Source organism: Desulfitobacterium sp. LBE, assembly GCF_007830365.1.
GTDB classification, from domain to species: Bacteria; Bacillota; Desulfitobacteriia; order Desulfitobacteriales; family Desulfitobacteriaceae; genus Desulfitobacterium; species Desulfitobacterium hafniense.
The window spans coordinates 397206-411046 of the sequence record NZ_VLKD01000001.1 but is presented as its reverse complement, the minus strand read 5'-3'; the positions used below and the strand labels follow the sequence as shown (position 1 = coordinate 411046).

General features: G+C 45.9%; 11 protein-coding genes. All 11 read right to left on the bottom strand.

Annotation, left to right across the window (positions count from 1 at the left end):
* Positions 1 to 63 precede the first annotated feature (63 nt).
* Entirely contained in the window at positions 64 to 693 is a 630-nt protein-coding gene (gene kapD / locus DESLBE_RS01965) for a 3'-5' exonuclease KapD (RefSeq protein ID WP_035242906.1), read from the bottom strand.
* Between the two features lie 106 nt (positions 694 to 799).
* Positions 800 to 2023, bottom strand: coding sequence for a M48 family metallopeptidase (locus DESLBE_RS01960; protein WP_144674945.1), 1224 nt, complete (start codon positions 2021 to 2023; stop codon positions 800 to 802).
* Between the two features lie 99 nt (positions 2024 to 2122).
* Entirely contained in the window at positions 2123 to 2563 is a 441-nt protein-coding gene (locus DESLBE_RS01955; RefSeq protein ID WP_144674944.1) for a DMT family transporter, read from the bottom strand.
* A gap of 157 nt (positions 2564 to 2720) precedes the next feature.
* Positions 2721 to 3086: a DUF1540 domain-containing protein gene (locus tag DESLBE_RS01950; RefSeq protein WP_005812124.1), complete on the bottom strand. Its 366-nt coding sequence runs from the start codon at positions 3084 to 3086 to the stop codon at positions 2721 to 2723.
* 150 nt (positions 3087 to 3236) lie between these two features.
* The gene (locus tag DESLBE_RS01945; RefSeq protein WP_144674943.1) at positions 3237 to 5861 is read right to left on the bottom strand and encodes a DNA translocase FtsK; all 2625 of its coding nucleotides are present in this window, start codon (positions 5859 to 5861) and stop codon (positions 3237 to 3239) included.
* A gap of 142 nt (positions 5862 to 6003) precedes the next feature.
* Positions 6004 to 6975 carry a metal-dependent hydrolase gene (locus DESLBE_RS01940; protein ID WP_018211574.1) on the bottom strand — a complete coding sequence of 324 codons (972 nt, stop codon included), beginning with the start codon at positions 6973 to 6975 and terminating at the stop codon, positions 6004 to 6006.
* Between the two features lie 248 nt (positions 6976 to 7223).
* On the bottom strand, positions 7224 to 8111 hold the full coding sequence (locus DESLBE_RS01935; RefSeq protein WP_144674942.1) for a BON domain-containing protein: 888 nt from the start codon (positions 8109 to 8111) through the stop codon (positions 7224 to 7226).
* A 98-nt stretch (positions 8112 to 8209) separates the two neighbouring features.
* Positions 8210 to 9052, bottom strand: a complete 843-nt coding sequence (locus DESLBE_RS01930) for a PHP domain-containing protein (protein WP_144674941.1) — start codon at positions 9050 to 9052, stop codon at positions 8210 to 8212.
* A gap of 187 nt (positions 9053 to 9239) precedes the next feature.
* On the bottom strand, positions 9240 to 10841 hold the full coding sequence (locus tag DESLBE_RS01925) for a D-aminoacylase (RefSeq protein WP_172625349.1): 1602 nt from the start codon (positions 10839 to 10841) through the stop codon (positions 9240 to 9242).
* Between the two features lie 111 nt (positions 10842 to 10952).
* On the bottom strand, positions 10953 to 12359 hold the full coding sequence (locus DESLBE_RS01920; RefSeq protein ID WP_011459893.1) for a cytosine permease: 1407 nt from the start codon (positions 12357 to 12359) through the stop codon (positions 10953 to 10955).
* Positions 12360 to 12406: 47 nt separating this feature from the next.
* Complete coding sequence (gene hydA / locus DESLBE_RS01915; protein WP_018211571.1) at positions 12407 to 13831, bottom strand: dihydropyrimidinase; 1425 nt, start codon at positions 13829 to 13831, stop codon at positions 12407 to 12409.
* Positions 13832 to 13841: the final 10 nt, after the last annotated feature.

Here is a 13841-nt window from a genome sequence, read left to right as displayed (position 1 = left end):
TCAGCATAATTTTTCTTTCATGAAATAGCCTTTACGAACACCCTGGGATTTATGCGTTTGCCGCTAGATGATAATTTTTGAATTTTTCTGAGCTGCCTCAGCGATTCTTTTTTCTTCAGAACCATGAGCCTGCTCACCGGTCTTAACCATCCACCCTTCACTCATCATCCTGGCCATGACTTGTGCGGCATTAATAGCATCATCCAAGGCTGAATGGAGTATGCCAATTTGCTCGATGGAATTTTCTTCAATGGCCTTCTTCAGGGAAATCAAATGGTCCAGGGAACGGTAATGCTTATACTGCTCCGCTAAATCAATATAGTTCTCCCAGACAAAGGGGTACTTTAAACCATACTTTTCACATACATTACCCAGAATCTTACGATCCGCATCTCCCCAAGCCACTACATAGGCTTCCGGATGGGCTAATTTCTGCAGATGCTGAATTGCTTCTTCCAGGAGAATACCTTGATCCACATCTTCCTGACGAATCCCGGTAATCCCATAGCTTTCTTCAGCTAAACGCGGCCAAAAGCGAGGTTTTACAAAGGCATTAAAGGTTTTATCCAATGCCAGTTTGCCGTTAGGATCAAGGACGGTGGCCCCTACTTCGATGATTTCTGGAAACCAGGCTCTGGGTTTGCCGTAACTTTGGGGAACTGAAAACTCAAAATCCACAACTAAAAAGTCCATCTTCCAACCTCCACTCCTCGACCCACTTATGCAGGTCATCTCTTAACTCTAAGTATATAGGAAACTTGTTTTAGGTGAAAGCATGTTCACCTAAAGCTTAGTCGACTTATCCGCCACCCACTTCATTTATTTTTTCAATCCGTGTTAATACCGAGGGGTGGGTATAGCTGAACCATTCGATAAACCCAGGCGGGGATAAATCGGAACGGTTCTTCAAAGCCAGATTCATCTGCAATTGAATCGCTCCTTGTGGGTTCCCGGTCAGCAAGACAGAGGTCTGATCCGCTTCGATCTCCATTTGACGGGAGATGGAGTTTTGCAGAGGAGCACTCACAAAGCTCACCAATACTGCAAATAATAGAAAAACCGCCCACACCAAAGGGGGTACATGATGTCTGGACATTTCCCGCCGGAGAACCAGGTACGCTCCTCCCCAGACTAAGAAGCTTCCCAAAGTCCCTAAAAAGAGTCCCCGGGCAATATGTCCTTTTTGCCAGTGAGCCATTTCATGAGCAATAACCGCTTTTACTTCCTCCAGAGGGTATTGATTAAGAAGATTATCATAGAGGACGATCCGTTTTGTCTCCCCGACTCCGGCAAAATAAGCATTAGCCTTCGTCGTCCTGATACTGGCGTCCATCACCAGCATCTCATCGATAGCTAAATCAGCCTTATTGGCCAGCTCATTGACCATGGAGATAATTTCCGGGTTGGCCACAGGTTGAAAGTGATTGAATAAAGGTGCCACAAGAACAGGCCAAAGCAGGCTTTGTATAACCAACCAAAGGGAAAAAAGCAGGCCACAGATCAGCCACCAGGTTTTAGGCCAGAGCCGAAAGGCCAAAAACAGTAAACAAACGCCTACTCCACCCATCACCAGGTCCAGCAGGGACTCTTTAAGAAGATCCCCCCACCAGGACAGGAAGGTTTGCGTAGAAAAACCCCAAAGCTGCTGCCAATAAAAGCCGCTGAAAAAAGTAAAAGGCAGGCTGATCAGGGTAAGCAGCAGCCAAATCACGAGATAAAAAACAAGGTATCCTAACCATTTACGCCCTCGGGCCCACTGTTCGCAAGCCCGGGAAAGCCTGCTTCCCCGTCCCGAGGCCAGAATCCAAATTAAGAATAGGACCTGGAACATGAAGTTCAGAATATAGGAAATTCTTATCCCCTTGCTGTAATCCCGGCCTTGCTGGATTTGTTCCATGCCAAAAAGCTGGACAGCCTCAGGTCGTATCGAACCTGGAAAAAGGGCATACCATAAGTAAACGAGACTAAACAGAAGGGTTAAGGCAATCAGGGGGATCCATATCATCGTGCTCCGGGTTTTCAAAAACTAACCCCTCCTTGAGATTTAAACTAGAATGCAAAGAATGGCATCCATAAAGATATACTTTTAATATATGTATCCTCGTCTCAATTTATGGCTTCCTTACAAATTCTGTCTTAGCACAAAATAAAGACCACTCAGCATCAGTATAACACCCAATACCCGGGAGAAGTCCAGAGGGGTTCTCCCCACTCCCAGCAGACCGAAATGATCAATGGTTAACCCTACCAGAATCTGACCGACAACAGCCGCGGTCAGAGTTCCCGCTACCCCTATTCTTTGCACCGACAAAATGGAGCATGTAACACCAATGGCACCCAGTGCTCCGCCAATGAGCCATGGTTTTGGAACATGGGTGACTTGACTGAGATTACCCTTGCCGAAAAACAATACCGCCAAGGACAGACAGAGCAAGCCTACTGCAAAAGAGATCAGTGCTCCTTCAATTCCACCGATTCGTTTTCCTAAAGCTCCATTAATAGGGGTCTGAATCCCCATCACCATCCCGCCGCAAAGGGCAACCAAAACAAATAGTCCTTTCATGAACACTCCTCTTCCTTCTATCAGCTTGAATCATTCATTACCCAATGGTTTTATTATACCGTAAATCCTCAAGAAATGACTCTCTTATATGGCAAAAAGCTCGCCTATGGATAAGGCAAGCTTTTTGGCAGTAAAGAAGAGAAGAGTCTCTCTTTTCTTAACTCATTTTAGGGTAGAACGTTTGACATTCTGTTTCTTCTGCTGTGTGGGAAACCTCATTGCGAATCTCAACTTGGTCAGCATGGCAGTATCGCTGGTCGTTATAGGTACAGTTCACCGCATTGCAATGAACCTTAGGGTCCATGATCGGCTCCGCTGATACCGCCTGCTTTAAGCTTCCGCTGTAATTCATATTTCCCAGCGAAGAGACAAAGTTACCAAGGCTTTTCGAGCTGAAGGTTCCGCAGAACGTAGCATCTCCACCCGTGGTCTCCCCTCCCTGCACCTCGATCTCCTCAGCAGAACACAGATGACTACGGTTATACACGCAATTGACGGCATCACATTTTAACTGAACGCTCATAATCCTTACTCCTTCCTAATATCGGTCTGTAATGAATTATCCTTAGTATTACCTGTCTCTTTCTCTTTATCCCTAAATACAACAAACAAAAAGGAAGACTCCTTTTAAGAGCCTTCCTTTTGATCAGTTAACATTTTTAACGATTAAGAATCAACCAAAGCGTTCTTCAAATTCATCCATTGTCAAGAGGATTTGGCGGGGCTTACTGCCTTCATATCCTCCCACTACCCCATGCTCCTCGAGCAAATCAATCAAACGGGCAGCCCGGGCATAGCCCAGTTTTAATTTTCTTTGCAAATAGGAAACGGAAGCCATACCTGTAGTAATGATCAGATGGCCTGCCTCCATAAAAAGCTCATCATCCGGTCCGACACCTTCACTTTTTCCCGAAGAGCCCGCGTTCAAAAATCCTTCCGGATCCAGATACTCAGGTGATCCCTGGGACTTCCAGTGTGTTATCACTTTCTGAACTTCATCATCGGCAACCATACAGCCTTGAACCCGCATGGGCTTATTCATACCTTGGGGCGAATAGAGCATATCTCCTCTTCCCAAGAGTTTTTCGGCTCCGGTAGAATCAAGGATGGTTCTGGAGTCGATCTGTGAACTTACGGCAAAGGAAATCCGGCTGGGAATATTAGCCTTAATCACCCCGGTGATAACATCCACTGAAGGTCTTTGGGTGGCGATGACCAAATGGATTCCGGCAGCTCTGGCCATCTGTGCCAGGCGGCAAATGGCTTCTTCCACCTCATCGGCTGCTACCATCATTAAATCTGCCAATTCATCAATAATAACCACAATCCAAGGCATAGCCGGGGCAAGTGGCTCAGCTTTGGCATCGCTTCCCTGACCGGCCTCCGCCGCCTTCATTTGATTATACCGTTCAATATCCCGCACCCCGGAAGCGGCAAACAATTCATAGCGGGTTTCCATTTCTTTGACCACCCATTTCAGGGCGGCTGAGGCTTTTTTAGGGTCTGTCACCACAGGGGCCAAAAGGTGGGGAATTCCATTATAAAGACTCAATTCCACCATTTTAGGATCCACCATCAGGAATTTGACCTCATCGGGACGGGTATTAAAGAGCAGTGAATTGATGATAGCGGTAATACATACGCTCTTTCCTGAACCCGTGGCTCCGGCTACCAGCAAATGAGGCATCTTAGCTAAATTAGCCACAATGGATTGATTGCCGATATCTTTCCCTAAAGCAATGCGCAACTTAGCTGACCCTTCCTTAAATTCCGGTGTCTCCAGAACTTCGCGGAAAGGCACAGCTCTGGGGTGCTTATTGGGCACTTCGATGCCAATAGCGGATTTGCCGGGAATCGGCGCTTCAATGCGCACGTCCCGGGCAGCTAACCCCAAAGCAATATCATCTGCTAAATTGACAATGCGGCTGATCTTCACCCCAGGAGCAGGCGCCAGCTCATAGCGAGTGATCACCGGCCCCCGGGCCACGCGGATGACCTTAGCCTGAACCCCGAAATCTTCCAACACCTTCTCCAGATGTTTTTGGGTATCCTGGTCATGAACCACTGTGACCTGAGGAAGCGGATCCAGTAATGCAAAGGAAGGCAAACTCCAAGCCTTGGCCTTCTTCAACGCCTCCGTGGTCTTTAGCTTAGGTTCAATAGCCTTATCTTCTTCATTCTCCCCATGAAAATTAACTGCGTTGCCTTCCAGATTGATTGCAGGCACTTGTTCTTCAATCTTCTGCTCAAATTGTGGGGCAAGATCTTCCTGGATTCTAGGTTCTTCTCTTGAAATAGGTTCTTCTCTTATAATAGGTTCTTCTTCTGAAAGGAGAGAGGCCTCAGAAAGGGTCGCTTCTTCATAAGCAGGGACTTTTGCCAAGGGTTCGAAATCAATCTTTTTCACGCTTTCTTTCTTGACCAGGCTGGGGGCAATACTGCGCACCAAATCCATCTTTTCCTGCAGCACTTTGGGGTTTTCCTTTTTGTGAGCCGCTTCGCTCCATGGCTCTTCCCGGGAAGGTTCCGAATTATAGGCAGGAGTCTGCAGGGGCTTGCCAAGTAAAGCTGCACGTTCTTCGGTGGAAATCCCTTGGGGCATTCTCCGCTCGTTCTTTAGCAACTGGGCCACTTGTCCCGGATAGAGATCAGGCTCCAAACCGGTAATGTCCAGTTTTTCCCACTGGCGTTTACTGGGCAAAGCAGGCTCGGTATTCCTTATTTCTTCCTCTATTTCGGAACTTACCTCATCAAAATAACTCGAGAATCCCTGCAGTGTTGTCAGCCGGGTTCCAATGGGTTTAAAGGAAATATCTTTACCTTCTGTGAAATATGTATCGAAATCCCGGCCCAGGTCATCAAGCTCTGTCAAAGGCTCCATGGGCTTCATCTCTAAATCTGTGGAGAAATATTCTTTAAATCCTTTTAAGGGAACAAGCTTCCCTTTTGGCAGCTCCATACCTTGAGGAAAGAAAGTTTCCTCCCCGCGCTCTTCCTGAAGATTTGTCCTTTTCACCTTTTCCCTGGTTTTACCCCGGGGATAAGACTGTTTTCCCTTTGGCCTGGCTCCCTGCTTCAGCCCCCAAAGAGCCGATACCCATACACCAATGGCCAACACAAAAAAGACCAAGGGGGCAAGCCAAACCTTTTCTCCAAGAGGATATTTCATCAAATTATAAAGCCCCTTACCGACTGCAGTGAAACCTAATTCCCCCAGCAGGGCTAAGAATCCTAATATTGCCAATACTATAGCAACCACTTGCCGAACAGGCAGGGTTTTTCTTTTCCTTTTCGACACAGTTCCACCTCCACCACCTCTAATTATCCTTTATGTCTAAAGTATAGTCAAAGAGTTTTTTCGTTCGGCTAAAAACTCCTGACATGTGTATAAAAAAACACAGACTCTTCCACGCTGGAAAGCCTGTGCTCCTTATATCTATTCAATACTCCAATACTATACCTTGCGAGTTCCTGCTTCCAAAAGTATAAAATCTCTCCTCAGTAATCTTACCATCCGGACAAATGCAGACTTCCCCGGTATAGAGAAAATCTTCTTTATCCCAATATCTAAGGTCGACAAACTGGACTTTGGTTTCCGGGCTGTCTGTACGGACCACATGAAAATAGGGCGTAAACCGGTTAAAAATATCCGCTAATTCGCCTTCCAAAGCATTATTGATTAGTGGATCTTCCGAATCCCATTGGGGCAGCACTTTAAGAATTTTGGCATGCTTCTTCTTCATAACACCAAAGCTTACGGTATCCTCCTCATAGACTAAGAAGGCCCAGCTGAAAGGCCGATACATGGCAGGCAGGACTTTTACCTGGCCACGGGGTGCAGCAAAAGTTTCCTCAAGTCGCTGCCGAGTCTTATAACGGTCCATTTCCCTTATAAAAAGATAGATGAGTGCAACAGCAAAGGTTGTTAAGCTTGAATACAACCCAAATTCCGGCCGAGTAAATGAAAAAATAAAGGAAGAAAAGAACAAGACAAAAATCACTGGTTCAGTTACCATGGCCATATTTATCGTGAACTTCTTCTTATAAAAAGGCCATAAAAGCTGAGCACCATAGGAATTCAATAAATCAGCAATTCCATGAGACAGAGTTCCTATCAACGTCCAAAATACAACAACTAACCAGGAACTGGTGGGAAAAGTATAATGAACAAGCGTGCCTAAACCTAATGCCATTCCTCCCAAAGCCAGGAATGAGTGGCTGGCTCCCCGGTGTTTCAATAAATAATTAAGTCTGCCTTTGAGATGGGTGACGATATCCAAATCAGGAACCATTGCTCCCAATGTGCAACCTATGAAAATTGGATCATTGAGTTGGATCGGGTGCCCCGAAAGATTAGCCAACGCAGCACCGATTAAGCCATGAGTAATTGGATCGATGTTTAACACCCCCAAAGGATTTTATTAGCCTGCTTGCCATTTTTTTTACGAACGAATTCATTATATCATATCTAAAATACATTTTGGGTTTCCTCATTATAGGAAATTTTTATTTTTCGTAACTTTTTTGCCAATCTCAGCTAGGTCAAAAATTACCCCAGTGCCATCCCGAAAAAATTCAGAACAGCACCGGGGAATATTCCTGCACTATGTTTTAGGCAATGAAGCAATGAAGCATTGCACAACTGCTGTTAAGATTCCATTTATTTGCTGGAGTGGGCGGCCACTTTAATCGAGCTATTGATGCTCTTGATCCCCTCCACATGCTGTCCCATGGATTCAGCCCATCTTCGATCTTCATCGGAATAGACCTCACCGGTCATATAAGCTATGCCATCCTGAACAAAGGCCCGCACAAGCTGAGATGCCATGCCATGCTGCCCCAGCTTGCGTACGAGTTGTTCCGTCATATAGAGATCCTCACCTTGAGAACGATGACGGGAGAAGATCTCGCTGACCACAGCTTTAACCCCTGGTACTTGATAGGCTGTATCCACTGCCCATTCCATCTCCTCTTGGGTATTAACCATTCCCGTAAGCGTAATCAGACCATTGCGAGCCGATGTTTTGATTTCATGGGCATTCACCCATGGAGAAGCTACTAGAGCATTTTCAACACGGTTGACAAGGGTGGCATCGTCCACAGCCTTTTCCAGGAAATCAATTTCACTACGAACTTCTTTTACCCCTCTAACCTGAGAAGCAATTCGTTTCGCCAGCCGCTCACTGCTTTGCGTCTCCAGATGTCCAAGCAAAGTCACAATCCCTTTGCTTGCCCGGCACCCTAAATGCATGATCTCTTCAAAATTAGATTGAGCAAAACGCTCAACCACTTGCTTTTCAATATCTTTATCGGTGATTTTTCCGTCGTTGGCAACCGTCAGAGAATTATCCAGCTCTTTTACACCGTCGATGCGGCCAATTCTTTGCCCGATAAAGTCTTTTTCAGCAAGACTATCCACTGTCCCCCATAGGGAAACTTTATCCCCTTTGACTTCAATATGGATTCCTTGGCCCGATTCCCCAAAGTGAGTTTGGATAAGAATTTTTATGTCTTCATGAACATCCTGTTCCGGTCGTGATTTTTGCATTCTTTTGTCCCTCCAGCTCCAAAAACTAACCTTAGTTTCTCACTGAAAGGGGTTTTTTATCCTCAAGTAAAATAAATCAACACTGTCTTTCTGGCTTTCTAAAAATCAAGCTTAAGAAAAGTCTGCAGTTCACGACTGCATTGTTCCGGAACCTCAATCTCTCCCAGTTTAACCGGTCCGAATAAACCATGGAAATCGCTGCCTCCGGTCGTCAGGATAGCTTTATCCTGAGCTATCGTTTTATAGTTTTGAATCAAGGCTTCCCGTTGCTCCCAATAACCATAATAGACCTCCAAACCCATGGGACGATAGGATAAAAGCTCACCCACCATACGATCGTCCCGTAACAACCCGGGATGGGCTAACACAGGGACACCACCGCATGTGTAGATCAAATCAACAGCTTCTTCAAAAGGATGTTCCAAAAATGGCAAGTAGGCAATCCCGTAAGGCTGGAAAAGTTTCGCTATCACAGGCCACTGGACAGTGCCGTTCTCATGCTCATGCAGAGCCCGCATAATATGGCCTTTGCTTACCGCTCCTTCAGGATTAGCAATTTTCTCCACCTCCGCCCATTTCAGGGTGAATCCATCCTTCTGTAACCTTTTGACCATTTCAAAAGCCAAATAGGTTCGCTGCTGCCGAAGTTCCTTTAGCCGTGATTGGAGATCTGAATGCATCATCGCCGCATAAGAAAAATAACCGAGCAAATGGACTTCCTTACCTTTGAAAGCTGTGATCAGCTCAACGCCGGGGATAATATTCAAATTATGCTTTTGGCCTAATTCCATGGCTTCCGGGACGCCGTTGGTGGTCTCATGATCGGTCAAAGCCAAAACACGAACCCCCCGTTCGGCAGCCTCCTGGATAACTCCAGCCACTGAAAGAGAACCGTCCGACTCTATTGTATGAATGTGTAAATCGATAGCCGTTGGAGCCACCTCCCCTACTCTCAAAGGATATTATGATTCTTTCTTTTTTATTAATCAAAAATCCTGCTTTCTAAAAGCATAATAAAAGGGACGGCTTCTCTAAATAAGAAGTCTGTCCCCCTTGATGTTCTAATATAACTGCCTGTGGCTCATGAGCAAATATTTCATCACTGTTTACCGTAATTTAATGTTTTGCTTATCTACGCAGCACGGATCCGGCACGAAATCCGGTATGCTTGCCGTGATCGATAACAATCTGGCCATTGATCAAAACGTAGTCGATCCCTTCCGGATACCGGGCAGGATTCGTGAAATCCCCTTTATCAATAATCGTGTCCCGATCGAAGATGCAAATATCGGCAAAGTACCCTTCCCGCAGCAAACCTCTCTCCTTCAACCCAAAGACTTCTGCCGGTTTACCTGTCATCTTGCGGACAGCTTCTTCCAGAGAGAGTGCCTTTTGTTCGCGGACATATTTACCCAACACACGTGGGAACGACCCGTAGACACGGGGATGGGGTTTACCGCCCAGCAAGCCATCTGTGCAGACATTCTGCTCAGGCATAGTCATGAAACGGATAACATGCTCTTCTTTCCCATAATAATCATACATGCCAACAGCATTTTCTTCCTCGTAAAGAAGATCAAATACGGCATCGTAGGGATCCTTGCCGCGCAGCTCTCCAATCTGGACAAGATTCAGACCAATGACATCTTCGTTCTTTTTATTTTTAACACTGGTTACATAGATGCCGTCCAGACCTGCAAAATCAACAAAGTTATCCCACCCGGGAATACCATGTTCAATATCATGGATCATCTTAGTGCGCAATTCCGGATCTTCCAGACGCTTAAGCAGTTTGTCTGTACCGCCGTCATGGGCCCAAGGAGGAAGGATGACTCCCAGCATGGTGCTGCCGGCAACATAAGGGTACTGGTCAAATGATACATGGATACCTTCAGCCCTTGCTTCCTTGAGGAGTTCAATCTGACGATCGATCTTGCTCCAGTTGGGCTTTCCACAAACTTTAAAATGCGACCAATGCACCTTAATGCCGCTTTGTCTGCCGATTTCGATAACTTCCTTCATTGAGTTTATGATATCATCCGCTTCACTGCGCTGATGAACGACAAATACTCCATCATATTCTGCTGCTACTTTGCATATCTCAACCACCTCGTTCATCCCGGAATAAGCGCAGGGCATATAAATCAAACCGGTGGAAACTCCAAAAGCACCGGATTCCATTTCCCGTCGGGTAATCTCTCTCATCTTTTGAATCTCTTCTTTGGTTGGCTCTCTATTATCCAACCCCATGGCCTCCATACGGATATTTCCATGGGGTACCAGATAGCACGCATTAAGACCGGGGCGTGCCTCTTCAATTGCCTGCAGATAGTCTTCAGTTGTCGCCAAGTCTTCCCAATGGATATCGTCACTGTCTCCGTCCAATCCAGCAAGGTTCTTACGCCAGGGCTGAATATATTGTTGAGGTAGCGGAACCAAAGAAATACCGTCCTGCCCCAATACCTCCGTTGTGATACCCTGCATAACCTTCGGCAGAACTTCCGGATCGGTCAGAATCTGTATATCTGAATGACTATGAGTATCAATAAAACCTGGGGCGATAACATGCCCTTCTACATCGATGACCCGATCGGCCTCAACATCGCCAAGATTTCCGATACTCATAATCTTGTCATTTTCGATAAGTAGATCGCCATAATAGCCGGGAGCAGCACTGCCATCAACAATAAAACCGTTTTTCAGTAAAGTTTTCATAGTCAGACCCTCCATTTCACTGTGTACAACACTGTCAGACCATTGATATAGGGGCCGGACTTAAGATCAGAAGACTTCAGTCGCAGCCCCAACCGGGTTCTTTGCTAATCAAGACGATGTCATCAATTATTGAATATCTTCATTAAATTCGATAACCTGCCCGATTTTTTGATCATGTTTCTTCATTGTAAAATTCTTCATCAGGACAACGTAGACAACCGGAGCCACAAGCAGACCGATGAAAAATGCATAGGTACTGCTGATGAAGCTCAATCCAAAACCGGCCACCAAAGCAATAACTGCACTCATATTGAATCCGTTATTATACTGATACTGTCCGCCAGCAGTGTATAAATCCTGAACATTGAGCTTGCATTTTCTGATGATGAAATAGTCGGCCAGCAGAATTCCCATCACCGGTCCAAGCATTGTGGAGATATAGACCTGCATATCAACAAGGAATGTACCGGAGTTTTGAATTTTCCACGGTTGCATGGCTACTGCAATCACACCGCAAATAATTGACGCCACTTTAAAGTTAAGCTTGGGGAAAATGCTGATGAGAACATAGGAAGGGGGCATCAGATTACCGACAGTGTTTGTAGACCATTGAGCAAATACCACAGCGATTAACGCCAGAATCAAGCCGAAATTGCTGTCAAAGAGCTTCACACAGATTGCGTTCAAATCCCATTCACCCGTCGTGATTCCTGCTGCCATACCAATCAGCATGCAAATTACGCCGATCACCATCAGACCGAAAAACTGACCGATTAAAGCACGCTTGTTACGAGCCAGTAAACCTTTTTTCTCATAGTTGGGTACATGCTCGATCTGGCGAGCCAAGTCGGAACCATTCAGGGCCATGGTGATCCAGCCCCCGGCGATACCGGAAATAGCATAAATGACAGACATGTTGCCGTTACCCTTTGTGGCCATAATATCGGTAACAGTGACACCGTAGGCATTTCCGATGGCGATAGCAATGGCCACAAAAAGAATGGCCAGTGCCGGAATGGCGATCCAGTCAAATTTCGCCATCGCCTTTAGACCGTACATAGCATTAACCACCTGAAATACGGCAAAGGCAATGATCATTAAGGTTAAATTGCTAAAGCCGAAAAGAATTTCCATAATATAGTTTAAAGCAGCCGCACCGACCCAAGTTTGAAAACCGAACCAATACAGAGCCGGAACCGCACGCAGCAGACCGGCAATGGATGAACCTTTGTAACCAAAGGGCGCGCGGGCATATACTGCAAAAGGTACGCCATAAAGGGTCCCGATATCCCCAATCAGTGCTGTTAGGGCAGTCACTATACCGTAACCGATAAGAATCACAAAAACCATCGTCCAAGCACTGAGACCATCGCCATTGTTATAATACTGTGCGCCAAGGGAGAAAGCTACTACGTTAATCGTCATACCTGCCCAAAGAATAAAGTAGTCCGCTAATGACATTGTTCTTTCAGACTTACCTGCTGGCATTAATTCAGGGCTTCTTAAAGAAGCCGAGCGGTTTGGAGAATTCATACACTATTCCCTCCATAAAATTGTATTAAATGACGATTTGCTATAATTTAATCAAGACCAAATCTCTCCAGATATTTTGAATCGATTTTTCGTTTAATAAATTGACCGGCACCTTTTTCTCCTCTAAATTCACCGTTTTCTACAATGACTTTCCCCCGGGCGATCGTCATAATAGGGTAACCCTTTACCTTGAAGCCTTCATGCAAGCAATAACTGATATTGTTGTGGAGAATATCCTTAGATAGAGTTACCTCCTGAGCCATATCCACAATAACCAGATCCGCATCAGACCCAGGGGCGATGATACCTTTCTGTGGGTAGCAGCCATAGATCTTAGCAACATTGGTGCTGGTCAGGGCACAAACCTGGTTGATCGTCAGGCGTCCTTTCCCTGCTCCCTCAGAAAGAAGAATCGGCAAGCGAACCTCCAATCCGGACATGCCATTGACTACCTTGGTGAAATCCTGAATATAGTTGCCGTTTTCGTCTTTTTCAAGAAAGGCTGCTTTTTCATTAGTGTCAAACGTGCAGTCGTCAGAGCCGGTGACGGATATTGTACCATCCTGCAGCCCCTGCCATAAGTCTTCAGCATCCTGGGGCGTGCGCAGCGGAGGAGAGCATAGGTATAAATACCCCTCTTCCTTTTCATAATTATCATCGAACAAGGTAAGATAGTGGGGACCGGTCTCCACATAGATGGGAAATCCTGATTCATGGGCACGGCGGGCAACATCCAACGCTTCTTTATGGGTTGTATGGACCACCATAACGGAGCAGCCGACATACTCCGCAAGTCTGCATGCCCGTTCAAAGGCTGCTGCTTCGCACTTCTGAGGCTTGGTCTTTGCGAAGTTAACCCAACTCAGATCGCCGATTTTCTTTACTTTTTCGATGGCATCTTCCGCCATGGTATTGTCCTCACAGTGGAGCATGGGCAGACCGCCCACTTCCTTTGCTTTTTCAAAGACTTTGAGCATGGTCTCCTCATCGATCATGACCCCTTCCTTTTTGTAGGTCATAAACATTTTAAAGGTCGGTACGCCGTACTCGGCCAGTTGGGGGATTTCTTCCACCAGCTCGGGAGGAGACTTGACAAACTTTCCGTGGACACTAAAGTCTATGGCAGATTCCTCCATCTCCGCCCTGCGTTCTTTGACAGCTTCCAAAACGGATTTTCCCGGAAAAACATTGGCAAAATCCATAAACATGGTTACCCCGCCGAAAGCACCGCTGACGCTCTGTTGATAGAAGGTATTGGCGCCTAAACATCCTTGAAAAGGGGCCATGCAGTGCATGTGGGCTTCGATCACACCAGGCATAACATACTTTCCTGTCGCATCAATGGTTCGAATTCCTTCAGCGGCTTCATAAAACCCAAGACCGACAATTTTGTCATCTTTTATGGCTACATCACATATTGTGCTGGATGACGGGGAAACAACGGTTCCGTTCTTAATGATAAGATCGTACATAATTTTCTCC

Coding starts and splice junctions, on each gene's coding strand:
- kapD (WP_035242906.1), bottom strand. CDS start 693: ATGGACTTTTTAGTTGTGGATTTTGAGTTTTCAGTTCCCCAAAGTTAC.
- DESLBE_RS01955 (WP_144674944.1), bottom strand. CDS start 2,563: ATGAAAGGACTATTTGTTTTGGTTGCCCTTTGCGGCGGGATGGTGATG.
- DESLBE_RS01950 (WP_005812124.1), bottom strand. CDS start 3,086: ATGAGCGTTCAGTTAAAATGTGATGCCGTCAATTGCGTGTATAACCGT.
- DESLBE_RS01935 (WP_144674942.1), bottom strand. CDS start 8,111: ATGCAAAAATCACGACCGGAACAGGATGTTCATGAAGACATAAAAATT.
- DESLBE_RS01925 (WP_172625349.1), bottom strand. CDS start 10,841: ATGGAGGGTCTGACTATGAAAACTTTACTGAAAAACGGTTTTATTGTT.
- DESLBE_RS01920 (WP_011459893.1), bottom strand. CDS start 12,359: ATGAATTCTCCAAACCGCTCGGCTTCTTTAAGAAGCCCTGAATTAATG.
- hydA (WP_018211571.1), bottom strand. CDS start 13,831: ATGTACGATCTTATCATTAAGAACGGAACCGTTGTTTCCCCGTCATCC.